The 25,700-nt window shown below is 63.8% G+C and carries 26 protein-coding genes and 1 pseudogene; 12 read left to right on the forward strand and 15 right to left on the reverse strand.

Annotated elements, in window-relative coordinates; genetic code table 11:
• The first annotated feature begins 21 nt into the window (after positions 1–21).
• From ACGYLD_RS07740 to ACGYLD_RS07755, 4 genes are all read left to right on the forward strand, one after another.
• A complete protein-coding gene (locus ACGYLD_RS07740; protein ID WP_394401970.1) occupies positions 22–1,356 on the forward strand; it encodes an amidase in 1,335 nt (444 codons plus the stop codon).
• Positions 1,357–1,477: 121 nt separating this feature from the next.
• A complete protein-coding gene (locus ACGYLD_RS07745) occupies positions 1,478–2,662 on the forward strand; it encodes an aminotransferase class I/II-fold pyridoxal phosphate-dependent enzyme (protein WP_394401973.1) in 1,185 nt (394 codons plus the stop codon).
• 12 nt (positions 2,663–2,674) lie between these two features.
• Positions 2,675–5,617, forward strand: coding sequence for a DNA translocase FtsK (locus tag ACGYLD_RS07750; RefSeq protein ID WP_394401976.1), 2,943 nt, complete (start codon positions 2,675–2,677; stop codon positions 5,615–5,617).
• A gap of 177 nt (positions 5,618–5,794) precedes the next feature.
• Complete coding sequence (locus ACGYLD_RS07755) at positions 5,795–6,400, forward strand: outer membrane lipoprotein carrier protein LolA (RefSeq protein ID WP_271692900.1); 606 nt, start codon at positions 5,795–5,797, stop codon at positions 6,398–6,400.
• A 69-nt stretch (positions 6,401–6,469) separates the two neighbouring features.
• Here the strand turns inward: ACGYLD_RS07755 and ACGYLD_RS07760 are convergent, their stop codons facing one another.
• Positions 6,470–7,060, reverse strand: coding sequence for a lytic transglycosylase (locus ACGYLD_RS07760; protein WP_271692902.1), 591 nt, complete (start codon positions 7,058–7,060; stop codon positions 6,470–6,472).
• A gap of 304 nt (positions 7,061–7,364) precedes the next feature.
• Here ACGYLD_RS07760 and hspQ point away from each other — a divergent pair, with 304 nt between their 5' ends.
• Positions 7,365–7,691, forward strand: coding sequence for a heat shock protein HspQ (hspQ, locus tag ACGYLD_RS07765; protein ID WP_067261750.1), 327 nt, complete (start codon positions 7,365–7,367; stop codon positions 7,689–7,691).
• A 37-nt stretch (positions 7,692–7,728) separates the two neighbouring features.
• On the opposite strand, the gene ACGYLD_RS07770 is transcribed toward hspQ, so the two are convergent.
• The 3 genes from ACGYLD_RS07770 to ACGYLD_RS07780 form a co-directional block, all read right to left on the reverse strand.
• Complete coding sequence (locus tag ACGYLD_RS07770) at positions 7,729–9,306, reverse strand: gamma-glutamyltransferase family protein (RefSeq protein ID WP_271692903.1); 1,578 nt, start codon at positions 9,304–9,306, stop codon at positions 7,729–7,731.
• Between the two features lie 226 nt (positions 9,307–9,532).
• Positions 9,533–9,997 carry an ATP-binding protein gene (locus tag ACGYLD_RS07775; RefSeq protein WP_271692905.1) on the reverse strand — a complete coding sequence of 155 codons (465 nt, stop codon included), beginning with the start codon at positions 9,995–9,997 and terminating at the stop codon, positions 9,533–9,535.
• Positions 9,998–10,001: 4 nt separating this feature from the next.
• Positions 10,002–10,340 carry an STAS domain-containing protein gene (locus tag ACGYLD_RS07780; RefSeq protein ID WP_271693780.1) on the reverse strand — a complete coding sequence of 113 codons (339 nt, stop codon included), beginning with the start codon at positions 10,338–10,340 and terminating at the stop codon, positions 10,002–10,004.
• Between the two features lie 87 nt (positions 10,341–10,427).
• On the opposite strand from ACGYLD_RS07780, the gene ACGYLD_RS07785 reads away from it, so the two are divergent.
• The 4 genes from ACGYLD_RS07785 (at position 10,428) to ACGYLD_RS07800 (ending at position 13,670) form a co-directional block, all read left to right on the forward strand.
• Entirely contained in the window at positions 10,428–11,600 is a 1,173-nt protein-coding gene (locus ACGYLD_RS07785; RefSeq protein WP_271692907.1) for an acetyl-CoA C-acyltransferase, read from the forward strand.
• Positions 11,601–11,675: 75 nt separating this feature from the next.
• Positions 11,676–12,134: a GAF domain-containing protein gene (locus tag ACGYLD_RS07790; protein ID WP_209218454.1), complete on the forward strand. Its 459-nt coding sequence runs from the start codon at positions 11,676–11,678 to the stop codon at positions 12,132–12,134.
• A 49-nt stretch (positions 12,135–12,183) separates the two neighbouring features.
• Complete coding sequence (locus ACGYLD_RS07795; RefSeq protein ID WP_271692908.1) at positions 12,184–12,831, forward strand: pseudouridine synthase; 648 nt, start codon at positions 12,184–12,186, stop codon at positions 12,829–12,831.
• A gap of 185 nt (positions 12,832–13,016) precedes the next feature.
• Entirely contained in the window at positions 13,017–13,670 is a 654-nt protein-coding gene (locus ACGYLD_RS07800; RefSeq protein ID WP_271692909.1) for a peroxiredoxin, read from the forward strand.
• A 7-nt stretch (positions 13,671–13,677) separates the two neighbouring features.
• Here ACGYLD_RS07800 and ACGYLD_RS07805 read toward each other — a convergent pair whose 3' ends face one another.
• From ACGYLD_RS07805 to rbfA, 9 genes and pseudogenes are all read right to left on the reverse strand, one after another.
• A complete protein-coding gene (locus ACGYLD_RS07805; RefSeq protein ID WP_271692910.1) occupies positions 13,678–14,430 on the reverse strand; it encodes a glycosyltransferase family 25 protein in 753 nt (250 codons plus the stop codon).
• A gap of 51 nt (positions 14,431–14,481) precedes the next feature.
• Entirely contained in the window at positions 14,482–15,186 is a 705-nt protein-coding gene (locus tag ACGYLD_RS07810; RefSeq protein WP_271692911.1) for a glycosyltransferase, read from the reverse strand.
• Between the two features lie 60 nt (positions 15,187–15,246).
• Positions 15,247–17,388 (reverse strand): polyribonucleotide nucleotidyltransferase, encoded by a 2,142-nt coding sequence (gene pnp, locus ACGYLD_RS07815; RefSeq protein WP_271692912.1) that lies wholly within the window; start codon positions 17,386–17,388, stop codon positions 15,247–15,249.
• Between the two features lie 281 nt (positions 17,389–17,669).
• Complete coding sequence (gene rpsO / locus ACGYLD_RS07820) at positions 17,670–17,939, reverse strand: 30S ribosomal protein S15 (protein ID WP_067266742.1); 270 nt, start codon at positions 17,937–17,939, stop codon at positions 17,670–17,672.
• Between the two features lie 168 nt (positions 17,940–18,107).
• Complete coding sequence (locus tag ACGYLD_RS07825) at positions 18,108–19,076, reverse strand: calcium-binding protein (RefSeq protein ID WP_333909705.1); 969 nt, start codon at positions 19,074–19,076, stop codon at positions 18,108–18,110.
• A 60-nt stretch (positions 19,077–19,136) separates the two neighbouring features.
• Positions 19,137–19,680: pseudogene (locus tag ACGYLD_RS07830) on the reverse strand (DUF1643 domain-containing protein).
• Positions 19,681–20,607, reverse strand: a complete 927-nt coding sequence (gene truB / locus ACGYLD_RS07835; RefSeq protein WP_271692914.1) for a tRNA pseudouridine(55) synthase TruB — start codon at positions 20,605–20,607, stop codon at positions 19,681–19,683.
• A gap of 78 nt (positions 20,608–20,685) precedes the next feature.
• On the reverse strand, positions 20,686–21,432 hold the full coding sequence (locus ACGYLD_RS07840) for a phosphodiester glycosidase family protein (RefSeq protein ID WP_271692915.1): 747 nt from the start codon (positions 21,430–21,432) through the stop codon (positions 20,686–20,688).
• Positions 21,429–21,872 (reverse strand): 30S ribosome-binding factor RbfA, encoded by a 444-nt coding sequence (gene rbfA, locus ACGYLD_RS07845; protein ID WP_271692916.1) that lies wholly within the window; start codon positions 21,870–21,872, stop codon positions 21,429–21,431. The genes ACGYLD_RS07840 and rbfA overlap by 4 nt, the downstream gene beginning before the upstream one ends.
• A gap of 96 nt (positions 21,873–21,968) precedes the next feature.
• Between rbfA and dapB the strand changes: the two genes are divergently transcribed.
• Together dapB and ACGYLD_RS07855 are read left to right on the forward strand one after the other, a co-directional pair.
• On the forward strand, positions 21,969–22,787 hold the full coding sequence (dapB, locus tag ACGYLD_RS07850) for a 4-hydroxy-tetrahydrodipicolinate reductase (protein WP_271692917.1): 819 nt from the start codon (positions 21,969–21,971) through the stop codon (positions 22,785–22,787).
• Between the two features lie 79 nt (positions 22,788–22,866).
• Positions 22,867–23,226, forward strand: a complete 360-nt coding sequence (locus tag ACGYLD_RS07855) for a dihydrodipicolinate reductase (RefSeq protein ID WP_271692918.1) — start codon at positions 22,867–22,869, stop codon at positions 23,224–23,226.
• A 5-nt stretch (positions 23,227–23,231) separates the two neighbouring features.
• Here the strand turns inward: ACGYLD_RS07855 and ACGYLD_RS07860 are convergent, their stop codons facing one another.
• Complete coding sequence (locus ACGYLD_RS07860) at positions 23,232–23,432, reverse strand: DUF1674 domain-containing protein (RefSeq protein ID WP_271689916.1); 201 nt, start codon at positions 23,430–23,432, stop codon at positions 23,232–23,234.
• Between the two features lie 199 nt (positions 23,433–23,631).
• On the opposite strand from ACGYLD_RS07860, the gene ACGYLD_RS07865 reads away from it, so the two are divergent.
• Positions 23,632–24,903 (forward strand): RsmB/NOP family class I SAM-dependent RNA methyltransferase, encoded by a 1,272-nt coding sequence (locus ACGYLD_RS07865; RefSeq protein WP_271692919.1) that lies wholly within the window; start codon positions 23,632–23,634, stop codon positions 24,901–24,903.
• Between the two features lie 3 nt (positions 24,904–24,906).
• On the opposite strand, the gene ACGYLD_RS07870 is transcribed toward ACGYLD_RS07865, so the two are convergent.
• Complete coding sequence (locus ACGYLD_RS07870; RefSeq protein ID WP_394401987.1) at positions 24,907–25,656, reverse strand: phosphate/phosphite/phosphonate ABC transporter substrate-binding protein; 750 nt, start codon at positions 25,654–25,656, stop codon at positions 24,907–24,909.
• Positions 25,657–25,700: the final 44 nt, after the last annotated feature.

Below are 25,700 nucleotides of genomic sequence, written 5' to 3' on the forward strand. Positions count from 1 at the left end.
AACAGCGGTAAGGGGCATGACATGCAAGAATGGTTGGATATGACGGCGGCGGATTTGGGGCGCGGGATCGCGGCGGGCGATATCGACCCGGTGGCGCTTTGCGATGCCTATCTCGATGCCATCGACGCACATCCGATGCGCGACCGTATCTATGCCCGCGTCACCCCTGACCGCGCCCGCGCCGAAGCCGCCGCCGCGGCTGAACGTGCCCGCGACGGCCAGCGCCTGTCGCCGCTCGACGGGGTGCCGATCTCTTGGAAAGACCTCTTCGATACCGCCGGAACCGCCACCGAGGCGGGCTCTAAACTGCTGGAAGGCCGGGTGCCAGAGAGCGACGCCGAAGTGCTCGCCAGCGCGACGGCCTTGGGGCTGGTCTGCTTGGGCAAGACGCATATGAGCGAATTGGCCTTCTCGGGCCTTGGGCACAACCCCAGCACCGCCACACCGCCCTGCGTGAACGAGCCGGACAGCGTCTCGGGCGGGTCGTCCTCAGGCGCGGCGGCCTCGGTTGCCTTTGGCTTGGCGGCGGCGGCGATCGGGTCGGATACTGGCGGGTCGGTGCGCATCCCGGCGGCGTGGAACGATCTGGTGGGGCTCAAGACCACCGCGGGCCGCGTGTCCCTTGCCGGGACTGTGCCGCTCGCGGCGAAGTTCGACACGGTTGGCCCGCTTTGCCGTTCGGTCGAAGATGCGGCGCTACTGCTTGCCGCCTTGGAGGGGGGCAAGTCTGCCGATCTGCAAGAGAGCGAGTTAGAGGGCTGCCGTTTCGCGGTTCTGACCAATGTTGTCATGGATGAGCTTTCCGATGAGCCCAAGGCCGCTTTTGACGCGGCGGTGGCGCGGTTGCGAGAGGCCGGTGCCACGGTAGATGAAATCGCCGTGCCCGAAGTCGAAGAGGCGATGCCGCTGAGTTCCTGTCTCTACACCACCGAAGCCTATGGGTTGTGGCGCGATGTGATCGAAGCCGACCCGGAAGCGATGTTCAGCGAAATTCTTGAGCGTTTCCGGTTGGGTAAGGGATTCTCCGGCCCCGATTACGTCGCCGCTTGGGCCAAGCTCGATCTGGCGCGGGCAGGCTATGACCGGGCCGTGGCGGGCTATGACGCGGTGCTCGTGCCGACAGCACCCATGCTGCCGCCGAACATCGAGCGGCTGAACAGCGATCACGACTATTACCTCGCGCAGAATCTCCTGTCCCTGCGCAACACGCGAGTCGCGAATCTCATGGGGCTTTGCGCGCTTACGTTGCCCACGGGCGCGCCGTCTTGCGGCATTTCTTTGATGGTTGCTCCGAATGCCGAGGAACAGCTTTTGCGCCTTGGTGCAGCGGCTGAAGCGGCCCTGCGCGAGGCATAACAGCGCACGACCGAAAAGCCACAAGGGCGGCAAAACTCCCCGGTTTTTCTGGACGGGAGAGGCGCCCTTGGGTACCTTGGGGCAAACGGGGCGCGAATGATCCCGATCCGAGGCAGTTTTGATGATGTATACCGAGCGGTTTTCGAACCTTCCGGCCCACGTGTGGCCGCGCCTGCGCGCATTGCTTGACGGGCATGAGGGCGGCGGCACGCCGATCCATATGACCATCGGCGAGCCGAAACATGCGTTTCCGGCTTGGGTGACCGATGAGATCACGAAACACGCCGCAGGGTTCAACAAATACCCGCCGAACGACGGTTCGCCCGAATTGCGCGCGGCCATCGCGGCATGGATCGCGCGACGCTACGGGGTCGAAATGGACCCCGACAGCGAGGTGATGGCCCTGAACGGCACGCGCGAGGGGCTCTATAACGCCGTCATCGCGCTTTGTCCGCCCACCAAGAATGGGGAGAAATCGGCCATCCTGATGCCGAACCCCTTCTACCAAGTCTATATGATCGGCGCGATTTCCGGTGAGGCGGACCCGATCATGGTGCCCGCCACTGCCGAGACCGGGCATTTGCCAGATTTCGCCAGCCTGCCTGAAGAGGTGCTGCGCCGGACTACGGCGGCCTATCTCTGCTCCCCTGCCAATCCGCAGGGCGTTGTCGCCTCGCGCGATTACTGGGCCGATCTGATCGCGCTGGCCGAGAAGTATGATTTCCTGATCTTCGCCGATGAATGCTATTCCGAGATCTACCGCGACACGCCACCCACCGGGGCACTGGAGGTGGTCAAAGAATTGGGCACCGGCCGCAACCGCGTGGTGATCTTTCATTCGCTGTCGAAACGCTCGAACCTGCCGGGGCTGCGGTCGGGCTTTGCCGCCAGCGGGGCCGAGACGATGCGCCAGATCAAACAGTTGCGCAACTACGCGGGCGCGCCGCTGCCGCTGCCCTTGCAGCAGGCCGCCGCCGCCGTTTGGGCGGATGAGGCGCATGTGGAAGAGAACCGCGCGCTCTACCAAGAGAAATACGCCATCGCCGACCGCATCTTTGGCAATGTGCCGGGCTATGTGAGCCCCGAGGCGGGGTTCTTCCTCTGGCTTCCGGTCGAGGATGACGAGGCCGCGGCGCTGAAACTCTGGCGCGAGACCGGCGTGCGGGTGCTGCCCGGCAGCTATCTGGCGCAGAACGTCGCCGGGGGGAACCCCGGGCAGAATTACATTCGGGTCGCCTTGGTGGCCCCAAAAGACGAAACGACGCGCGGATTGGAAGCGATCCGCGATTGTCTGTATTCGGCATAAGCGAGGGACGACATGGCATATCAGACACGGGGACGCGATCCATTGCTAGACAGCAACATGGCCGAGGCAATCGAAAAGCGCGGTCGTGAACTGCTGGGGCTGGCGCTGATCATGCTGGGCATCATGGCCGCCATGATGATCGGCAGCTACACGCCCGACGATCCCAACTGGATGGTCTCAACCGATGCGCCGGTGCAGAACTGGATGGGCCGGATCGGTGCCTCCATCGCCGCGCCGCTGTTCATGATTGTCGGTTGGGGCGCTTGGGGCATCGCCATCGTCCTGCTGTTCTGGGGCGGACGTTTCGCGCTGCATCAGGGCGATGACCGCGCCCTCGGGCGGCTGATCTTTGCCCCCATCGCCGTCGCCCTTGGGGCCATCTATGCAGCCACACTGGCCCCCGGTCAGGAATGGCTGCTGACCCATAGCTTTGGTCTGGGCGGGCTGTTTGGCGATACCGTCATGGGCGCGCTGCTGACGATCCTGCCCATCGGCTCGACCCTGACGGTCAAGCTGATGTCGCTTTTGATGGGGGTTGCAATTCTCGCGTTGGGCGCCTTCGTCTTGGGCTTTACCAAGGCCGAGCTGTTCCGCATCGCGCGGTTCCTGCTGGTCGGTCTGATCATGGCCTATGCCGGGCTGATGACGCTTCTGGGCCGTGGCGCCAATGGGGCCGTCGTGGCCGCGCAGAACCTCTCGGCCCGTCAGGCCGAACGTCGTGAGCGCCGCCGTCAGGAAGCCGAAGACGCCGAAGCCTGGGCCGCGCAGGAAGCCGAACAGAGCTATGCCGCGCAGCACGCCCCGGTGGCCGAGCCGGAAGCCGAACCGCGCAGCCTGTTCGGTCGGATGCCCGGGCTGATCAAACGGCCCGAACCCGAAGACGACATGCCCGAGCCGGAACTGATCGAGACCTACAGCGACGCCATCGTGGATGAGACACCGGGCGAAGAGCGCATCAAAAGCAAGATCGCCGATGTCATCAAGAACCGCGTGCGCCATGCCAATGCGATCCACACGCCGACGACCGCGCCGCTGACCAAGGGCCGGGGCCGTGGGCCGGACCCGCTGGTGCTGAACACCAGCCAGCCCGCCGCCCAGCCCGCCGGGCTGCGTGCCGAGCCGCCCTTGACCGCCGAACCGGCCACCCTGCGCCCCGAGCCGCTGCTGCGCAGGCCGCAGGCCCAGCCCGCACCCGCACCCGCCCCGGCGCCCGAGCCGATGGTTCAGGAACCGGCAGCGCAGGCGCCGATGGCCGCGCCCTACGAAGACACTGTGGCGTCTGAGACCCTGCCGTTGCAGCAGGCGCCCGCGCCTGAGGCGATGAAGATCCCCGTGGCGGAGCCGCGCAAAGTGGTGCAGCAGCCCGCCCGCAAACCCGTCCAGCCCTCGAAACAGGCGCAGGTCGAAGCGCAGCCCACCCTGACCTTCGACGACACGCACCCCGGGTTTGAACTGCCGCCGCTGAGCCTTCTGGAAAGCCCCGAAAGCGTGCAGCGCCTGCACCTCAGCGACGAGGCGTTGGAGGAAAACGCGCGGATGCTGGAAACCGTGCTCGACGACTACGGCGTGAAAGGTGAGATCGTCGCCGTGCGCCCCGGCCCCGTCGTCACAATGTACGAACTCGAACCCGCGCCCGGTCTCAAAGCCAGCCGCGTGATCGGTCTGGCAGACGACATCGCGCGCTCCATGGCCGCCCTTTCGGCGCGCGTCTCCACCGTGCCGGGCCGCTCGGTGATCGGCATCGAACTGCCCAACGAGAACCGCGAGAAGGTGATCCTGCGCGAGATCCTCTCAAGCCGCGATTTCGGCGATGGCAACCACCGCCTGCCGCTGGCGCTTGGCAAGGACATCGGCGGTGATCCGGTCGTCGCCAACCTTGCGAAAATGCCCCACCTGCTGATCGCCGGTACTACCGGCTCTGGTAAATCCGTGGCGATCAACACGATGATCCTGTCGCTGCTCTACAAGCTGACACCGCAGGAATGCCGGATGATCATGATCGACCCCAAGATGCTGGAACTGTCGGTCTATGACGGCATCCCGCATCTGCTGAGCCCGGTCGTCACCGACCCCAAGAAGGCCGTCGTGGCGCTGAAATGGGTCGTGGGCGAGATGGAAGAACGCTATCGCAAGATGTCCAAAATGGGCGTGCGCAACATCGAAGGCTACAACGGCCGCGTCCGCGAAGCGCTGGCCAAGGGCGAGATGTTCTCGCGCACCGTGCAGACCGGTTTCGACGAGGACACCGGCGAGCCGATCTTTGAGACCGAGGAAAACACCCCCGAGGCGCTGCCCTATATCGTCGTCATCGTCGACGAGATGGCCGACCTGATGATGGTCGCAGGCAAGGAGATCGAAGCCTGCATCCAGCGTCTGGCACAGATGGCGCGGGCCTCCGGCATCCACCTGATCATGGCCACACAGCGCCCTTCGGTCGACGTGATTACGGGCACGATCAAGGCGAACTTCCCCACGCGGATTTCCTTCCAAGTGACATCGAAAATCGACAGCCGCACTATCTTGGGCGAGATGGGGGCCGAGCAACTCTTGGGCATGGGCGACATGCTGTATATGGCGGGCGGTGCCAAGATCACCCGCTGCCACGGCCCCTTCGTCAGCGACGAAGAGGTCGAAGAGATCGTCAACCACCTCAAGCAATTCGGCGAGCCGGATTATGTCTCGGGCGTGGTCGAAGGGCCGTCCGAGGAAAAGGAAAGCAACATCGACGCGGTGCTGGGCCTTGGCGGCAATACCGATAGCGAAGACGCGCTTTATGACACCGCCGTGCAGGTTGTGATCAAAGACCGCAAATGCTCCACCTCTTACATTCAGCGCAAACTGGCGATCGGCTATAACAAAGCCGCGCGTCTGGTCGAGCAGATGGAGGAAGAGGGGCTGGTCTCACCGGCGAACCATGTTGGCAAGCGTGAGATTCTGGTGCCGGAACAGGCATAGGGCGACCTCTCCCCCCCCCCCTCTTGGGGGCGACAATCAGAAACACCGCCGGGCCACCCTCCCGGCGGTGTTTTTTTTATGGGGCAGGGCGGGCGATAGCGAAAAACCGCCCCCTGATATCGAATATCACGGCCACCCGCCCTATGTCTGAACGTGAGGCAACACAGGACGAACAACATGCGTAAACTTACTTCTGCGATTCTGGCGGTTGGACTGGCCGTATCAGCCCCCCTCGCGGCGGCGGCGCAGCAACTGTCGCTGAATGAGATTTCGGGCTATCTGAACCAGCTTCGCACCGCCAAGGGCGACTTTACCCAGATCAACGATGACGGGTCGATCAGCACGGGCACGATCTATATCAAACGCCCCGGCAAGGTACGTTTCGAATATAACGCGCCGGATTCCGGGCTGGTCGTCGCGGGGGCGAATACGGTCGTGATCTACGACAAGAAGTCGAACCAACCGGCTGAGACCTATCCGCTGGCGCGAACACCGCTGTCGATCATCTTGGCCGACAACGTCAATTTGGGCCGCGCCAAGATGGTGACGGGGCACAGCTATGACGGCACCGCCACCACGGTCACGGCCCAAGACCCCGCCAACCCGCAATATGGCAACATCCAGATGAAGTTTACCGGCAACCCGGTGCAGCTGCGTCAGTGGATCATCAACGATGGCAACGGCAGCGCCACGACCGTTGTGTTGGGTGACATGCAGGTGGGGGGCAATATCTCTAACAGCCTGTTCGACACCGCGGGCGCACGGGCAGGCGGCAGACGCTAAGCGGCCCTATTGAAACGAAAAACGCCCCGGCTGATCAGGCCGGGGCGGTTTGCATTGGAGTAAGCGGGTTTACCAGCGGCCCAGACGGCAACCGGCGATCTGCCGTTGATAGAGTTTGGCGCGGGAATCGACCTTGCCCGCGACCCCGACCAGCCACGCCTTGCTGTTATAGCTCTTGCGGGCAAAACCGGTGTGGCCCTCGTGATAGGCGAGGTATTGGTTGCGGGCGTCATGCAGGGAGACGCCGTTCCGCTCCCGCGTCAGGTTCATGTACCAGCCCATGAAATCGCTCGCGTCGCGAATCCGGTCGCGTTTGGCGCGCCAGCGGCCCTCGGACTCCAGATACTCATCCCATGTCGCGTCCAAAGCCTGCGAATAGCCAAAGGCGCTGGATTGGCGGCCCATCGGAATCACGCCCAGCACATATTTGAACGGCGTCCGGGCATCCGCCACGAATTTGCTCTCTTGGTGGATAGTGGCCATTTGGACGTGGATGGGGACACCCCATTTCCGCTCGGTCGCGCGGAATGCGCGCAGGTAGTCGGGGTGCTCTTTCAGGATCGTGCAGGCGTTATCCAGATCACGCGGGGCCGTTTGAGGCCCGCCGCCGCAGGATGCCACCAGCAGTACGATCATCATTGCGCAAAAATGCTTGGTCATCTGCCTCTCGCCTCTCGTTTTTTATTAGGGTCGTTTTTTCGGAGGAGTTTAACCGATTCACCCCCTCCATCACATCACTAAATTGGGAAAATGCTCGGTTTGCTGGGCGGTATTGCGCTGACCATGCGGCTCCGCGCAGGCGGTATTTCGCGGAAATGCAGCAAAGCGGTTGATCCCCAGCTATGATGCCGCCGGAAACCCACTGTCGGCGCGGCGTTCACAGTCTGTTTCCCCGCGCACAGCCGCTGTGATTGGACAAAAGCCCCTTGAAAGGGCTACCGTCGAGGGGTAGGGGCAGCATGTTATGATACGAACACGCGCAAAATATCACCTCGGGCAGATTGTCCGTCACAAGAAGCATCCCTTTCGGGGCGTGATTTTTGACGTCGACCCGGAATTCGCCAACACCGAAGAATGGTATGAGGCGATTCCCGAAGAGAACCGGCCGGTGAAAGATCAGCCGTTCTATCATCTCTTGGCCGAGAACGATCAGAGCTACTATGTGGCCTATGTGTCGGAGCAGAACCTCGTGGCCGATTATTCGGGGGAGCCTGTAGATCACCCCGACATCCCCGATCTGTTTGGCCCCTTCACCGACGGTGCCTATCCGCTGCACTTCCAGATGAACTGAGCCAGGCGGGCCGTTGCCAGCCCGCCAGACGTTTTCATCAATAGCCCAAGGCGCAGCCGTCCTTGCGCGGATCGCTCGCACCTTCCAGCACGCCATCTTCGCGGATGCGGATCGCCTGTGCCCCGCCGATCGCCGTTTCGGGCACTTCGACCCTATGGCCCAGATCGCTCAAGGTTTGGCGCACATCGCCACCAAAGCCGCGTTCGACCTTCATCACCTGCCCATCGGCAAAGGCGCGCGGCGCGTCGATGGCGCTTTGAACGTCCATGTCGAAATCGGTGAGGTTCGAGGCAAAGCGCGCGTGGCCGCAGGGCTGATAGGCCCCGCCCATCACGCCAAAGGGCATGGTCACCCGGCCATTCTCGCGGATCATGCCGGGGATGATCGTATGCATCGGGCGTTTGCCGCCTTTCAGCTCATTCGGGTGGCCTTCCTCCAATGTGAAACCCGCGCCACGGTTTTGCAGCAGGATGCCGAACTTGTCCGAGGCGATGCCAGAACCGAAGCCGTGGAAGATCGAATAGATGAGCGAGACCGACATGCCGTCGCCGTCGACCACGGTGATATAGATCGTGTCTTTATGCACCGCCTCGCTGATCGGGGCGGCGGCGGCCATGGCGCGTTTGGGGTCGATCAGGGCCGCAAGGGCGCGGGCGGTTTCAGGCGCCAGCATGTGGTCAAGCCGGGTGGTGTGGTCCGGGTCGGCCAGAAAGCGGTTGCGCGCGTCATAGGCCAGTTTGGTTGCCTCGGCTTCGATATGCAGCCGCTCGGCCCCCAGCGGGTCCATCCCGGCGATGTCGAAGTGATTAAGGATATTCATCAGCAACAGGGCGGTCGCCCCTTGGCCGTTGGGCGGATGTTCGACCACTTCAAGGTCTTTGTACTGGCCTGACACGGGCGTCGTGACCTCGGCGTGGGCCTTGGCGAAATCCGCGGCGCTGTGGCTGCCGCCTGCGGCCTGCAAGGTGGCGATCATGTCCTCGGCGATCTCTCCGGTGTAGAAGGCATCGCGGCCCTGCGCGGCCACGCGGCGCAGCACTTCGGCCTGTCCCGGCGCGCGGAAGATGTCGCCGGTGCGGGGCGTTTTGCCGTTGATGAGGAAGTGATCCCGCGCGCGCCCCTGAAGGGTGCCGCCATCGGTGGCCCAGTCAAAGGCGACGCGCGGGGCGACGGGCACCCCCGCCTCGGCGTAGTGGACTGCGGGGGCGAGCAGGGCGTCCAACCCCAGTTTGCCGGCGCTTTCGGAGAGCTGGCAGAAGGCGTCGATGGCTGTGGGGATGGTCACGGCATCCGCCGAGCGCAGTGGCACCGTCTGCTCGCCTCGGTCCCGCAGTTTCGCGGCATCCAGCGCCGCTGGCGCGCAGCCGGACCCGTTAAGGGCATGGACCTCCTCGCTCCCCGCCGGGGAGTAGAGCACGAAACAGTCGCCGCCGATCCCGGTCATCTGCGGCTCGCAAATGCCGAGCAACACCGCCCCGGCGACGGCCGCGTCCATCGCGTTGCCGCCCCGCGCAAGGATATCGACCGCCGCCCGCGCCGCCAGCGGATGCGATGTGGCGCAGATGCCGTTGGTGGCCAAGACCGGTGACCGGCCGGGAAGGTGAAAATCGCGCATGTGCTGCCCCTCGCTGAATTACGTCAGCGCGACCCTAGACGGAGATCTCGGTTCTGCCAATGCGGGGGAAAGTTCCTCGGCACCGCGTACTGGGTGGGGGCTATTAAACACGGCACCGAGGGAAGCCATATGCAGCTACAGCCCCGTTTATGACCGGCAACCAAGGCGCAATTGTGATCCCAGCGGGGCCGTTTTGGGAAATATGCGGGACGCGCTGCCGCAGATGTTAACGCGGCGGTAAGCCAACCGGGAGCCGCAGGTCGATTCGGTTCTCTTGGGCCAAGCGGCGATACGTCAGGTCTTTCGCCAGATCGCGGATCAGGAACCAGCCAAAGCCGCCTTCGGGCAGGTCGCAAACCGGGCGGTCGATCTCCTGCGGCAGGCCCAAGGGCACTTGCAGGTCGGGCATCGGCAGCCCTTCGTCCGACACGGCAAGGTGCAGGCCGTCGGGCGCGTGATGGCAGGCGATATGGATGGGGCCGGGGTGGTGCGGGTCGGGGTAGGCGTGTTCGACGATATTGTTCAGCATTTCGGCGACCACCAAACGCACCACGCAGACCTCCTCGGCCCCGAGCGAAAGGCAGCTGAGCGCGTCTAGCAAAAGCGTGAGCGCCTCCCGCGCGGCCTGCGGGCCGCTGTGAACGGTGATCTCGAACGGGCAGAGCGCGGACCGCGCGGCGGAGAGCCGCATCGCGCTATTCTCGATGCGCGGTGAGGGCGGCGTCAAGCGAGTGGAAAATGCCAAAGACCCTATCCATCCGGGTGAGGGTAAAGACCTTTTCCACCGCCGGGGTCAGCCCGGCCAGCACCAGCGCGCGCTGCGGCGCCAGATGTTTCATCGCCGCCACGATCGCGCCGAGCCCGCTGGAATCAATGAAATTGACCCGGTGTAGATCAAGGATCACCACCGGCGGCGCATGGGCCGCGGCACGGCGCAACGCATCCTTGAACTCCAGCGCCGCGGCGGCGTCGATCCGGTCATGCAGCACGCTGACCACGCAAAAGCGGTCTTCTGTTTTGGCGGAAACTTCCATAGACATGCCCCAAGACTTTGAAGTTCGAGACGTGATTAACCGTAAAACCTTACCAACTGGTATGCGGTGCAACTCTAGGAGAACGTGATGCGCAATGTCGTGATAACCGGTGCAGCCAGAACCCCGATGGGCGGTTTCCAAGGGGCCTTTGAAGGGCTGACCGCCGCGGAATTGGGCGGCAGCGCGATCAAGGCGGCCTTGGGCAAGACGGATCCTGCCGAGGTGCAAGAGGTGCTGATGGGCTGCGTGCTGCCCGCAGGCCAGGGCCAAGCCCCCGCGCGTCAGGCCGGGTTCAAAGCCGGTCTGAGCGAAGAGGTGCCCGCCACGACGCTGAACAAGATGTGCGGCTCGGGCATGAAGGCGGCGATGATGGCCTTTGACCAGATCGCGCTTGGTCATACCGATGTGATGGTCGCGGGCGGCATGGAAAGCATGACGAACGCGCCCTACGTCCTGCCCAAGATGCGCGGCGGCGCGCGGCTCGGCCACGGTCAGGTGATCGACCACATGTTCCTCGACGGGTTGGAAGACGCCTATGACAAGGGCCGCCTGATGGGCACCTTTGCCGAAGATTGCGCCGAACGCTTCCAGTTCACCCGCGAGACGCAGGACGACTATGCGCTGGCCTCTCTGTCGCGCGCCATCGAGGCGCAGGAAAGCGGCGCCTTCGCGGATGAGATTGCCCCGGTCGAGGTCACCTCGCGCCGCGGCAGCACGACGGTCAGCGCCGACGAACAGCCCGCCAGCGCCCGGCCCGAGAAGATCCCCCAGCTAAAACCGGCCTTCCGCGAGGGCGGCACGGTGACGGCCGCGAATTCTTCGTCGATTTCAGATGGGGCGGCGGCGCTGGTGCTGGCGGATGAGGAGACTGCCAAGACCCGCGGCCAGACCATCCGCGCCCGCATTGTCGGCCACGCCAGCCACGCCCAAGCGCCGGGGCTGTTCACCACGGCACCTGTCCCTGCGGCGCAGAAACTGCTGGAGCGGATCGGTTGGAAGAAAGAGGACGTCGATCTGTGGGAGGTCAACGAAGCCTTCGCCGTTGTGCCGCTGGCTTTCATGCATGAAATGGACCTCTCGCATGACATCGTAAACGTCAACGGCGGCGCCTGCGCGCTTGGCCATCCCATCGGTGCCTCGGGCGCGCGGATCATGGTGACCCTGTTGAACGCGCTGGAAAAGCGCGGGCTGAAGCGTGGTGTCGCGGCGATCTGCATCGGTGGTGGCGAAGGCACCGCGATTGCGATCGAACGCCCCTGATCCTACGGGCCAACTAGAGTATTTATGGGAGAGGCGGTCCGCCTCCCTTTTCCCGTCTGCAATATGAGTATCCCCATGACCGTCGACTACCAAACCCTCGCCAAGACCATCGCCGCCCTGACCGAGGGCGAAGACGATGCCGTGGCCCTGATGGCCACCATCGCCTGCGAAGTGCATCACGCGGATGACCGCTTTGACTGGACGGGCTTTTACCGGGTGACCGCGCCCGAATTGCTGAAGATCGGCCCTTATCAAGGCGGGCACGGCTGTCTGGTGATCCCCTTTTCGCGCGGGGTCTGCGGGGCCGCGGCGCGCACGGGCGAGGTGCAATTGGTCGAGGATGTCGACGCCTTCCCGGGCCATATCGCCTGCGCCTCCTCGACACGTTCGGAATTGGTGCTGCCGGTCTGGAACGGCGCGGGGGAGTTGCTGGGCGTTTTCGACATCGACAGCGACCAGCCAAACGCTTTCACCCAAGCCGATGCCGATGCGCTGAGCGCGATCCTCAAGGATAGTTTCGCCGCCGTCGCCTGACGGCATCGCCCCCGCTTGATCCGCGGGGCTGCATCTGCGAGGGGGAGCCATGGATAGCGAATATAACCCGCCGCAGGACCCGTTGGTCATTCTGCATGAAGATGCTGAAGTTCTGCTGGTCGACAAACCTTCGGGGCTGCTCAGCGTGCCGGGCAAGGGCGAACATCTGGCCGATTGCCTGATCACGCGGGTGCAGGCGGTCTTTCCTCAAGCGCTGCTGGTGCACCGGCTGGATCGCGACACCTCGGGCGTGATGATCTTTGCCCTGACGCCCCATGCGCAGCGTCACCTTGGGTTGCAGTTCGAAAAGCGTATGACGCGCAAGACCTATGTCGCGCGGGTCTGGGGGGTGCCAGCGGAGAAATCCGGCGGTGTCGATCTGCCGCTGATCGTCGATTGGCCCAACCGCCCCCGGCAGATGGTCTGCCATGAGACCGGGAAGCCTGCGCAGACCGATTGGAAGATGGTCAAGAACGATGGGGAGACTGCGCGCCTCCGGCTGTTCCCCAAGACCGGGCGCAGCCATCAGCTGCGCGTGCATATGCTGGCGCTTGGGCATCCGATTTTGGGCGACCCTTTCTATGCCACGGGGCCCGCGCGGGATTTTCCGCGGTTGATGCTGCATAGCGAGGAATTGCGGTTCAATCATCCGCAGGGTGGCGCATCGACGAAGGTGCGGGCCAAGGCGCCTTTTTGAGTTGCGCTCCGTGCCCGGCCTTGCGCCGTGAGGTGGGGGCGGGATTGGTATTTGAGAAAGGATGAAGGGGAAGGGGGGCCGTGGCGCTGCGGTGAAGTTGTGCTTTGTGGCGATCGGGGGGTGAAACCGGCGGGGTTTGCGATTACCTCTGACCTATCTGTTCACAGATTGACCCGGAGGATATCATGGGCTTGCGTATCAACGACACTATTCCCGATCTTACAGTCGAAACCGATCAGGGCAGATTTTCCCTGCATGAGTTCGTCGGTGACAATTGGGCGATCCTGTTCTCCCACCCCAAGGATTTCACCCCTGTTTGCACCACCGAGTTCGGCGCCGTGGCGCGGCTTTCCGAGGAATGGGAAAAGCGCGGCACCAAGGTGATCGGCGTCAGTGTCGACGGTGTTGAAGAGCATAAGAAGTGGAAGGGCGATATCGAGAAGGTTGCAGGCGCCGAGGCCGGTTTCCCGATCATCGCGGATGCGGGGCTGGAAGTGTCGAAAGCCTTTGATATGCTGCCTGCGGAGGCCTATCTGCCCGATGGCCGCACGCCCAATGACAGCGCCACGGTGCGGTCGGTTTTCATCATCGGGCCGGATAAGCAGTTGAAGCTGAGCATGACCTATCCGATGAACGTGGGCCGGAATTTTGCCGAGGTTCTGCGGGCGTTGGACGGGTTGCAAACGGCGGCGAAGAACGCTGTGGCCACGCCTGCGGATTGGCAGGTGGGTGAGGATGTGATCATCCCCGCGACGGTGTCGGATGAGGACGCCAAGGCGAAGTTCGGGGCGTTTAAGACGGTGTTGCCCTATTTGCGCAAAGCGCAGCTGCCGGGCTGATGTGCCCTTAGCGATGGCCGAGCTTATGGGCGAAAGCCATCGCTTTTTCATATAGTAACCTACGCTGTTTGCGCAGGCCATAGAGGGCGGAGCGCCGGTATTGCCCTCTGTTCCCTCCAGAGCGAGCGGAAATGTCACTGTCGAACCGGCCTGCTGTGACGAGGCTTTGGGCCGTGGCCAGCCCCATGTCGGAGCGCGTGAGGACCTGTCTGAGCATGTTATCGGCGGGGCAGAAGATAGGTTCGGAGGCGGCGAGGAACGTCTCGGCCCCGGCACGGTTCCAGATCAGCGCGTGGGCGAGCATCGGAAAGTAATGAGCGCGGAGCACCGGAATGCCGGCGACTTCGGCCATGGGGGTGGTGATTTTCAAACGGGTCGCGCCCAGGTTTACGCAGTGCCAATCGGTGCGGGGGCGCAGCCATTCTATCAGCTCTGGCACGACGGTTCTGAACGTGGGTTCCAGGGCGATGTCATCTTCGAAGACGAAACCAAGCTCATCCCCGCTCTCTAGGAAGGCGGCGGCGGCACGTTGGTGCGAGACGTAGCAGCCGACCTCGCCTTGGGTCATCGACCGGCCCATGAAACGCCGGGCCTTGCGATCGTCATAGGGGGCGAATTGGGCCAGATCGATCTCGCGCCCGTCGAAGGCATCCACGCGGACCGCCTCGATCTGTGCGGCGTCCAGTTCGGCCTTCGCACTGTCCAGTCGCTGGGGGGAGGCGGCCAGATTGATGACGAATCCCTTTGGGCGCTGTGACATCGATGTGACCTCATTCCTGCGGCGCGCGGGGCGATGACAGGCTTATACGGGTTAAACTTTGGGGGTGGGCCGCCCGCGCAGCCAGTTCTTGAACCGTTTGAAAGCGGAGGGCGGTTTGTGGGCGACGCTGACAAACCCGATGTGCTGGCAAGCGCCGGGTTTCATGAAAGCGGTGAATTTACCCTGTTTGCGCAATTGGCGCGAGATGTGGCTTTCGCGTTTGAAACCGCTGAAGCCGCCGACCTCTTTCCAAAGGGAAAGCGGGGCCAAATGCGGATTGAAGGTATAGCCGTACCATTTGGGGCTGAGCGCATCCATCCGGGCATAGGGGATGCCGGCGCATTCTTCGGTGACGATCTGGGCGCGGGCCGCATCTTCGATGAAGAAGTTATCGGTGTCGCGGAAACAGACCGAAGAGACATCGGGATGGGCCTCTAGCAAGCGCAGGGCGTCATCTAAAAAATCGTGGCGGGTGAATTCCCAATCGTCTTCCATGTGAAAGACATAAGGCGTGCGCACCTTGGCATACATGGCGTCGACGGCGGGGTGGTGGCCGACCTGTTTGCCCAGATCGATGCGTTGCCCATGAGGGCAGAGCTGGTCGAAGACCGCGCTCGTTTCGGCATCGCCGAAGTCGTTGATGCCAATGATCGGGAGCTTGCGCAGCTCGGGGCCGAGGCTTTCGAGCGTTTGTTGCAAGACATCGGGGCGCAGCCCCATGGTGATGCAAATCGTGACCAGATTTTCTGCGCGCATGTCTCGTACTGCCCTGAGGGGAAACTGCGGACCCCGGTGAGGGTCCGCAGCAGGTTTTGATTAACCCTCTGCCGCTTCTTTCTTCTCGGCAGTGATCTCTTCGCCGGTCTCCTGATCGACGACTTTCATCGACAGGCGTACCTTGCCGCGATCGTCGAAGCCCAGAAGCTTGACTTTCACTTCCTGACCTTCCTTCAGAACGTCCGAAGGGTGGTTCAGGCGGCGGTTTTCGATCTGGGAGACATGCACCAGACCGTCGCGCTTGCCGAAGAAGTTCACGAAGGCGCCGAAATCGACGATCTTCACGACGGTGCCGGTGTAGATGGCACCTTCTTCGGGCTCGGCCACGATCGAATAGATCATGTCATAGGCTTTCTTGATCGCTTCGCCGTTGGGGCTGGCGATCTTGATGGTGCCTTCGTCGTTGATGTCGACCTTGGCGCCGGAAACCTCGACGATCTCGCGGATCACCTTACCGCCCGAGCCGATCACTTCGCGGATCTTATCGGTCGGGATTTGCATGGTCTCGATACGCGGCGCGTGAACGGAGAAGTCCGCGGCACCCGAAATCGCCTTGTTCATCTCGCCGAGGATGTGGATACGGCCTTCTTTGGCTTGTGCCAGGGCTTTCTCCATGATCTCGGGCGTGATGCCTGCGACCTTGATGTCCATCTGCAGCGAGGTGATGCCGGCTTCGGTGCCCGCGACCTTGAAGTCCATGTCGCCGAGGTGGTCTTCGTCACCCAGGATGTCCGACAGGATCGCGTAGGAGCCGTCATCTTCGAGGATCAGACCCATCGCCACACCGGCCACGGCCGATTTCAGCGGCACGCCCGCGTCCATCATGGACAGGGAGCCACCGCAGACCGATGCCATCGAAGAAGAGCCGTTGGATTCGGTGATCTCGGAGACCAGACGGATGGTGTAGGGGAAGTCCGTTGCCGCGGGCAGAACCGCCTGCAGGGCGCGCCATGCGAGCTTGCCGTGGCCGACTTCGCGGCGTCCGGGAGGGCCCACGCGACCCACTTCGCCGACCGAGTAGGGCGGGAAGTTATAGTGCAGCAGGAAGTTCGATTTGAAGTTGCCGTGTAGCGCGTCGATGAACTGCTCATCGTCGCCGGTGCCGAGCGTGGTCACGACGAGACCTTGCGTTTCACCACGGGTGAACAGCGCCGAACCGTGGGTCCGTGGCAGGATGCCGGTTTCGGCCACGATGTCACGAATTTCGTCGGTGCGACGACCGTCGATACGCTTGCCGGTTTTCACCACGTCGCCGCGCAGGATGCTGGCCTCAAGGCCCTTCATCGCGGAGCTGAGGTTCTTGTCCTCAAGCTGCTCTTCGGTGAGCTTGCTCTTAATGGTTTCGCGGGCGGCGGCAACGGCGGCGGTGCGCTCTTGCTTGTCTACGATCGCGAAAGCGGCACGCATTTCGTCTTCGCCAGCGGCTTTCACGGCTGCCGACAGGTCCGAATAGTCGTCGGGCTGGAAGTCGAAAGGCTCTTTCGCGGCTTCTTCGGCCAGATCGATGATCAGGTCGATGACCGGCTGGATCTGCTCATGCGCGAATTTCACGGCGCCCAGCATTTCCTCTTCCGACAGCTCATAGGCTTCGGATTCGACCATCATCACCGCGTCCTTGGTGCCCGCGACCACGAGGTCGAGGCGCTGGTCGGGGTTCAGGCGCAGGTCTTGCATGTCGTCGATGGTCGGGTTCAACACATAGTCGCCACCCTCATAGCCCACACGGCAGCCCGCGATCGGACCCATGAAGGGCGCGCCCGAGAGCGTCAGCGCGGCGGAGGCGGCGATCATGGCGACCATGTCGGGGTCGTTGACCAGATCGTGGCTCAACACGGTGCACATCACCAGAACTTCGTTTTTGAAGCCGGGGACGAAGAGCGGGCGGATCGGACGGTCGATCAGACGCGCGGTCAGGGTTTCCTTCTCGGTGGGGCGGGCCTCACGCTTGAAGAAGCCACCCGGTACTTTACCGGCGGCATAGTATTTCTCTTGGTAGTGCACGGTCAGGGGGAAGAAGTCCTGCCCGGGCTTTTGCTGACGTGCATACGTCACGTTGGCCATGACGCTGGTCTCACCCAGCGTGGCAATCACCGACCCGTCCGCCTGACGGGCAACCTTACCGGTTTCCAGTGTCAGCGTCTCTTCGCCCCACTGGATCGATTTTTTCGTTACATTAAACATCTACGTTTCCTTTTTGGCCCATTGGCCATTGCATAGGGGCCGTATTGCCCCTGACTCCGGTATCTTCTTTTTCAGGCGCTGGAGTCCGGGCGCCGGATTTCAGATTGCGCGGGCATACATGTTTTCATGGCAAATGGGAAGTGTTCTGTCGCCTCGGGGCCATAAGCGGCGGGTTCTCTCCGCCGCAGCGCGCCCCGGTCTGCGCGCAACAAAAAACCTCCCGGCGGGGCCGGGAGGTTTTGGTCGTCCTGTCACCGGAACTTCCGGCGGCTTGCGCGCGATTAGCGGCGCAGGCCGAGGCGTTTGATCAGGTCCTGATAGCGGGACTCGTCTTTGGCCTTAACGTAATCCAGCAGCTTGCGGCGCGTCGCGACCATTTTCAAAAGACCACGGCGGCCGTGGTTGTCTTTCTTGTGGGTCTTGAAGTGCTCGGTCAGCGTGGTGATGCGCGAGGTCAGAATGGCAACCTGAACTTCGGGCGAACCGGTGTCGCCTTCTTTGGTGCCGAATTCTTTCATGACTTTTGCTTTTTCTTCAGCAGTGATCGACATCGGGGTCTCCTTTCGAAAAGAGTTAAAATGGATGGCGCAGGCCGGGATGTCGTCCAGCGCAGGCCCATGGAGATATCACCCGCTGACGGAATCAGCAGGCGATGGGGGCGTATAGGAGGAATTTTCGCCTTTGGCAAAGGGTGATTTGCGCATGGGCTCCGCCCCGCCTTAGGCCGCGAGGCCGAGGTCGAAGGCTGCAGAGAGCGGGATCAGCGCGATATCGTCCAGCGTGACGCTGTCCCCCGCCACCCGTGCGACGATGATATCGTCCAGCAGGACGAGGGTTTGGCCTGCATCCTCCGGGTCGGGCAGGATGGAAAGCGGCGGCTCCGCCCCGCCCGCGCTGCTGTCGTCCCAGACAAAGAGCAGCGAATCGTCCGCCGCGTGGTAGTCCGTGATCTGCGCCGCCCCGCCTTGGCCGATCCAGTCCCCCAAGGCGATTTGATCGGTGCCGTCGCCCGAGGTCACCACATCCCCGGCGCCCGCGATGATCAGGTCGTCGCCGCCGCCGCCGTTCAGGAAATCGGGGCTTTGTTGGTCATCGGCCCCGGTGAGCGTGTCGTCGCCCCAGCCGCCAAAGAGCGTATCCACGCCCGCGCCGCCGCGCAGCGCATCGTCGCCAAGCCCGCCTTGAAGGGCGTCATCACCAGCCTCGCCCTCAAGCAGGTCATCACCGGCAGAGCCATGCAGCGCGTCATCGCCCGCCCCGCCATAGAGAAAGTCATCGTCATTGTGGCCAAAGAGGCTGTCGTTGCCCGCGCCGCCAAAAAGGTCGTCATCCCCGTCATTGCCATGCAGGATGTCGCCGCCCGCGCCACCTTGGAGCGTGTCATTGCCGCCGTGGCCGTGTAGGTCATCATCCCCGCCGCCGCCACGAAGCAGGTCATCCCCGCCGTAGCCGCCAAGATGGTCGTCGCCGGGGCCGCCCTCCACCGTCTCACCGTCATCGCTGCCCGACAGGATATCTCCGACCGTGGTGGTGCCGCCACCGCCCGGGCTGTCCCCATCCGGCAGCTCGTCCTCCGACGGCGTTTCGATTTCCACGAAAGTGACGGCGCCGACCGCCATCAGACCCATTACCCCAGCCAGCCACAACATCCGCAGTTCCACCCGTTGATTGCTTGATGCCCCACACATCGTCCCAGCTTCAAAAGGGCATGTCGTGGCTGTAAAATCAAAGGAATAGCGGGGAAATGGTTAACGAATGCCTGCCCGCGCCGGGGGCTCGGGCTGCCACAGAACCGGCTCTTGGGTGTAGGGCAGGTAAAGCGGATGGCGCGGATGCCCGGCTTTGGAGAGGCCGAGGTGGTAGAGCGGTTTCGCCCCCTCAGCCAGCCGAGCCGCGACGGCGAGACCGCGGTCGAGATGGGCGCCATGCACGCCCCAAGCGGCGATGATGCGGTCGGCCCAATCGGCCCCTTCGACCAGCGTGGCGTCATTGTCGGGGCCGATGGGATCGGCCGCTGCGCGCATGTCGCGCGGGTCGGTGGCGCGGAAGGCGAAGATATTGGTCACCCGGAAGCCGCCAAAGCCCCAGCACCCGCGCCCGACGCTCGCAGCGCTCGACCGTCGGGTCGTTCTGCACCTCGGTCGCGGTGGAAGGGTTCAGCATCACGAACATCACCCGCGGCGCGCCTGGCTCCCAGAACCGGGTAAGGCTGTAGCGGTATTGCTCGCAGGGCGAGTAGACCGCGGTCGAAGGGGCGTCGCCCTTGGTGTGGCTGCGGGTAATTAGGGCCATTCAGCCCTCATTCGCGTCCGACGACAGGTTGAACACCCGGCTCGGGTGCAGCTCCCCCGCCTTGAAGCGGCCCACGGCGACAGGCTGCCCGTCGAGCGAGGCCCAGCATTCATCGCCATATTCCACGTCATGGGCGATGACCATGCCGGGGTTGCCGTTGCGCAGGCGGGTGGCGCCTTCGGGGGTGGCTTTGACCTCGGGCAGGTCGGCGAGCCCTTCGGCCAGCGGCAACAGATAGGTGTCGAGTTCCGGTGTCCGGGCCAGTTCGTCCACCTGCGCCAGCGTCAGGGCGTTGCCTGCCTCGAACGGGCCGGACCATGTGCGGCGCAATTCGCGGACGTGGCCGAGACAGCCAAGCTTCTGCCCCAGATCGCGCGCGATGGAGCGGACATAGCCGCCCTTGCCGCAGACCATTTCAAGCGTGACATGATCGGCATCGGGGCGGTCGACCAGCAGCAGGCTTTCCACCCATAGGGGGCGGGCGGCGATCTCCATCTCTTCGCCGTCGCGGGCGCGTTTATAGGCGCGTTGGCCGTCGATCTTCACGGCGGAGAACTGCGGCGGCACCTGCTGAATGTCACCGATAAAGCCGTTCAGCGCATCCTTGATCGCGGCGTCATCGGGGCGCAGGTCAGAGGTGCCGATGGCTTCGCCTTCGGCGTCGTCGGTATTGGTGGCGATCCCCAAACGTACGGTGAACTCATAGGCTTTGAGCGCGTCGGTGATATAGGGCACGGTCTTGGTCGCTTCGCCCAAGGCGATGGCCAGAACGCCGGTCGCTTCGGGGTCGAGCGTGCCTGCGTGGCCCGCCTTCTTGGCCTCCAGCGCCCAACGGACCTTGTTGACCACGGCGGTCGAGGTGGGGCCAGCGGGTTTGTCCACCACCAGCCAACCAGAAATATCGCGACCCTTGCGTTTGCGTGCCATGTCTTGCCCCTTCGCTTTTGTGGTGCTGCCCTCTATCGGAGCCGCGCCGCCCTGCCCAGCCCCCAAGCGGGGAAAAGCTTACTTTGCGGGCGTCACGATGCCCACGATCGGCCCCAAGGTGGTAAAGCCCGCCCCGCTGCGACGCAGACCGGGTGCGCGCAGCCGCGAGATATTGCCGTCGAAATACAGCGCGTTAGGCAGGTCCAATTCATCCCGGTAGAGCCGGGCGAATTCGTGAAAGGTGACCACATCGTTGGAAATCGCGAAAACCGCGCGTTTGCCATCTGCCGTTGTGCCAACCCCGTTTCGGATATAGCGCGAGGTGCTGTCGGGCAGGAAACGCGGGTGCAGCGCCCCGTCTATCACCAACATCGGGCCGGATTGCGTGGCGAAACGGCAGTTCGGCTTGGCCTTGAGATAGCGCTTGGTCTCGATCACATCGGCGCGGCCCTCGCGTAGGCAGAAGACACCATTGGGCAGCAGGCCGAAATTGCCGGGGCCCGCGTTGTCGATCACGCCGCGCGTCTCGACCCCTTCTTCGATGTAATGCCCAACCGGAGAGCGGTCTTCGTGGTACATGCCCGCGTTCATGGCAAAGCCAAGCCGCAGCCCCTGCGCTTTCAGCGCCTCGTCAAGCGAGCCGAAGAACCCATAGGGCGCGCCCGCCTCGTCGTTGAGGAAAAGCCGCAGGTCGTCCCGCTCCAGATCGACTTCGCAGATCGTGTAGGAACTGCCGTCGAAGGTGATGTTGCGACATTCGGCAGCATCCGCAGGCGTGCCTTTCAGCGCGATTAGCGCGAATGCGATCAGACCCGCGCGGATCACTGGTCCGGCGCGCCGTCGGCGCTGTCGCCCGCATCATCGTGATCGGGGGCATCCGCATCGCGGCGCACCACCTCTTGGTTCAGCATGCGGCGGGTGTCGTCCATCCGGTCAAAGGTCTGGTCCAACTGAAAGCGCAGATCGGGCGAGAACTTGAGCGTCAGTTTCTTGGCGACCTGACGGCGCAATTCGCTTTTGTTGCGGGCCAGCAGTTTGAGAACCTCATCCTGACCCTCCCCGCCCAAGGGCAGCACATAGGCCGTGGCGATCTTGAGGTCGGGAGAGATGCGCACCTCGCCCACGGTGATCGACATCCGATTGAGATCGGTGTCATGCACATCCCCGCGTGCGAGGACATCTGACAAGGCGCGGCGGACGGTTTCGCCCACGCGGAGTTGTCGTTGCGACGGGCCGGGGCCCTCATGAAACTTGTTCTTTGCCATGCCCCCCATCTAAGGCTTCGGTTGCACTTTGCCAAGCGCTCCGCGACGGGCTAAACCGGCCCTGCCAGTCACGGCCAGAACCGCAGGAGACCGAGTATGACACAGACCCCCGGCATTGCCGTCACCGGCGCCTCTGGCCGCATGGGCCAAATGTTGATCCGTGAGATCAACGCCAGCGAGAAAATGCATCTGGCCGCCGCGCTGGAGCGTCCGGGCCATGATTGGATTGGCCGCGATCTGGGCGAGGCGATGGGCGGCACGGCCTCGGGCGTGACCGTGACGGACAATGCGGCAGAGGCTTTTGGCAAGGTGCAGGCCGTCATCGACTTCACCGCGCCGCAGGCCACCATCGCTTTTGCCGGTGAGGCCGCCAAGGGCGGGATCGTCCATGTCATCGGCACCACCGGCATGACCGAAGATGAAATCGCCCAGCTTGCCCCCGCTGCCGAACAGGGGGCCGTCATCGTCCGTGCGGGGAACATGAGCCTCGGCGTGAACCTGCTGACGCAGCTCACCCGGCAGGTCGCCGCTGCGCTGGACGTGGATTACGACATTGAGATCATCGAATCGCACCACAATCAGAAAGTCGATGCCCCCTCGGGCACCGCATTGATGCTGGGCGAAGCCGCTGCCGAAGGGCGCGGTGTCAAACTGGCGGATGTTTCGGACCGGGGCCGCGATGGGATCACCGGCGCGCGGCAAAAGGGCGATATCGGGTTCACCGCGATCCGGGGCGGCGATATCGTGGGCGAACATGACGTGATGTTCGCCGCCGCCGGAGAGCGGATCATCCTGCGCCACGTCGCCTCGGACCGTGCGCTTTTCGCCCGCGGGGCGCTCAAGGCCGCGCTTTGGGGGCAGGGCAAAGCGCCGGGGGAATATGACATGTTGGACGTGCTTGGCCTGAAGGGCTGAGGCGCAAACAGATTTTCTGAAACTTTACCTTCCTTGGCTACGTGAGTGCCTCAGGCAACTCACCCCAAGGGAGGTTTCGATGAAGATTACCTTTGCACTGGCCGTGACAGCGATACTGGTGTCAGTCGGTCTGCCCGCTGCGGCGGAATATGCCCGTATCCAGAGCAAGTCGGACTTCGTCGCGGCGGTGAATGGCAAGCGCCTGACCCGCCCGCTGGTCGATCTGCGGGTCACCTCCGGCGGGGTCATTTCCGGCAAGGGTGCGGTTTGGGAGGTGACCGGCAAGTGGTCGTGGCAAGACGGTTATTTCTGCCGCACGCTGGTCTGGGGCGGCAAGGAGCTGGGCTATAACTGCCAATTGGTCGCCCGCGATGGCGCGAAACTCCGCTTTACCTCCGACAGGGGCGCGGGGGAGTCGGCAGTGCTGACCCTGCGCTGAAGCGCTTAGAAATCGACAGCGATGCCCTTCTTCTCCCAATCGCCATAGCGCACAGGCTCTGGCCCATCGCGCCCGCCAAGTTCGGTGGGCATGTCGAGCGCGGCTGCCGCCTCACGCCGGGCGGCAGCCTCGGCCAAGGCGCGCTGGGCGGCGGCAGGCAGATCGGGGCCGGGGGCCGGCGTTGGGTCTTGCGGTGTGTCGGGGATCGGTTTCGGCCCCGGTTTGGGTTGCGGGGGCAGGTCCGGCGCGGGGCTGGGCGTGGGATCAGGGCCGGGTTTGCTGTCGGGAATGGGGCGTTGATCGGGCATCATGGTCCTCTTGAGCCAAGTTCTCCCTTGATATACGTCGCCCGCTGGCCCAGACAACCCGGCAACCCCTCAAGCCAGACCCAGATAGGATATGACCATGGCAGACACAGGCGTTCAGGCCCGCAGAAGCGCGGTTTATCTGCTGGATCAGATTTTGGACGATGAGCCGCGGCTGATGTCCGAGCTTCTTGCCGCGGGCGCGCTGGACAAGCTGCCCCCCGATGATCGGGCCCGGGCGCAGCGTTTGGCGCAGGACACGCTGCGCGGGTTGGAGCGGGCGGATCGGTTGCTGCAAAAGCACCTGCAAAAGGCACCGCCGCTGACCGTGCGCAATGTGCTGCGGGTCGGCACGGTTGAGCTTTGTCAGGGCGGGGCCGCGCATGGGGTGGTGAATGCGATGGTGAACCTCGTCTCGCAACACCGCACGCTGAGCCATCTCAAGGGGCTGACCAACGCCGTGCTGCGCAAGATCGCCGCTCAGGGGCCCGAGGCGTGGGATGCCCTGCGCGCGCCGCGCCTGCCGAAATGGCTGCGCGGACCGCTGGCCGAAGCTTGGGGCACCGATGCCATGGCCGCGATGGAACAGGCGCATTTCGCGGGCGCACCGCTTGATCTGACCGCCAAGGGCGACGCCGCCGCTTTGGCAGAGGCCGTGGGGGGCACACTGCTGCCGACAGGCTCCGTCCGGGTGACAGATGCCGGGCAGGTCTCAACCATGCCGGGTTTTGCCGAGGGCGATTGGTGGGTGCAAGATGCCGCCGCCGCGATCCCGGTGCGGGTGCTGGCGCCCAAGGAGGGCGAGACGGTGCTGGACCTCTGCGCCGCGCCGGGCGGCAAGACGATGCAACTGGCCGCCGCGGGGGCGGTCGTCACCGCCGTTGACCAGTCGCACCCCCGGATGCAGCGGGTGAAGGAAAACCTCGCCCGCGTCGGGCTGAAGGCCAAGACGCTGACCAAAGACGCGCGCGCCGTGCAGGGCACATTCGACGCCATTCTGCTGGACGCGCCCTGCTCCGCCACCGGCACCATCCGCCGCCACCCGGACCTGCCTTATGCCAAAGACGGATCGGAATTCGGTGATCTGATCGAGTTGCAATCCGAGTTGATCGACCACGCGTGGAGCCTGCTCAAGCCCGGCGGGCGGCTGGTGTTCTGCACCTGTAGCCTGCTGCCGGACGAGGGCGAAGTGCAGGTCGACGAAGCCTTGGAGCGGCATGGCGATATGACCGTCGACACCGCTGCGCTGGAGGTGCCCGGCGTCGAGGCCGATTGGCACACCGAAGAGGGCGGGCTGCGGCTGCGCCCCGATTTCTGGGCCGATCAAGGTGGGATGGACGGGTTCTACATTGCCTGCCTGCGCAAGGGCTGACCCTCACGCCCCGTCGGGCGGGGAGGGGACGACGAGATAGGCCGCTTTCGGGATGTCTATGAGGCCGCGGAGCCCTAGCGTGGCGGCATCTGCTGCCGTGAGCCCGGCAATGGCCGCGCGCGCCGCCGCGGTTATTGCCGCCGCATCGGCATCCGCCGCCGCAATATAGGGCAGGCCGGGGGTCGGGGCCGTGCGTTCCAGCACCCGCAGGTCACCCGCGAAAGCGTCATGGCTTTCGATCAGCCGCCAAGACACCGCATCCAGCGCCGCGATATCCGCGCGTCCCTCGGCCACAGCCTTGGCCGAGGCGCGGTGACCGTGGCTTTGGCTACGCTTTGCAAACCAAAAGCCCCGCGCCCGGCAATGCGCGTAAGGGGCGGCATAGCCTGATTGCGAGAACGTCTGGTTGTAGGTGAAGCGCGCCGCGTGGAAATCGGAAATTGTTTCACGGGGATCATTGGCGCGGACCACGAAAACGCTGTTGTAATACCCCGGCGGGCAGCCTTCGACGCCAAAGTCCGGCGTGCCGATCAGCGTGACACGGTCATGCAGCCACAGGCGGTAAGGCATCCCGCAGGTCTGGGATAAGGTGAGGTCGGGCGCTGTCCAGACGGCGAATTCCTCGGCATCATTGCTCAGCCTTTCCGGGGCCGGGATGCCCTGCGCGCGCAGGGCGTCACGGATCATGGCCCAGTAGCGCCCTGTCGCCTCGGCGGTCTCGGGGCGCAGGTACATCATCAGGCTGGCGATCATCGGCGGCTCCGCTTGGGGTGTTCCTGTTTAGGCCGCGCCGCCGC

The sequence above is a fragment of the Sulfitobacter sp. 1A12056 genome (genome assembly GCF_043558125.1).
Taxonomy (GTDB): Bacteria; Pseudomonadota; Alphaproteobacteria; order Rhodobacterales; family Rhodobacteraceae; genus Sulfitobacter; species Sulfitobacter faviae.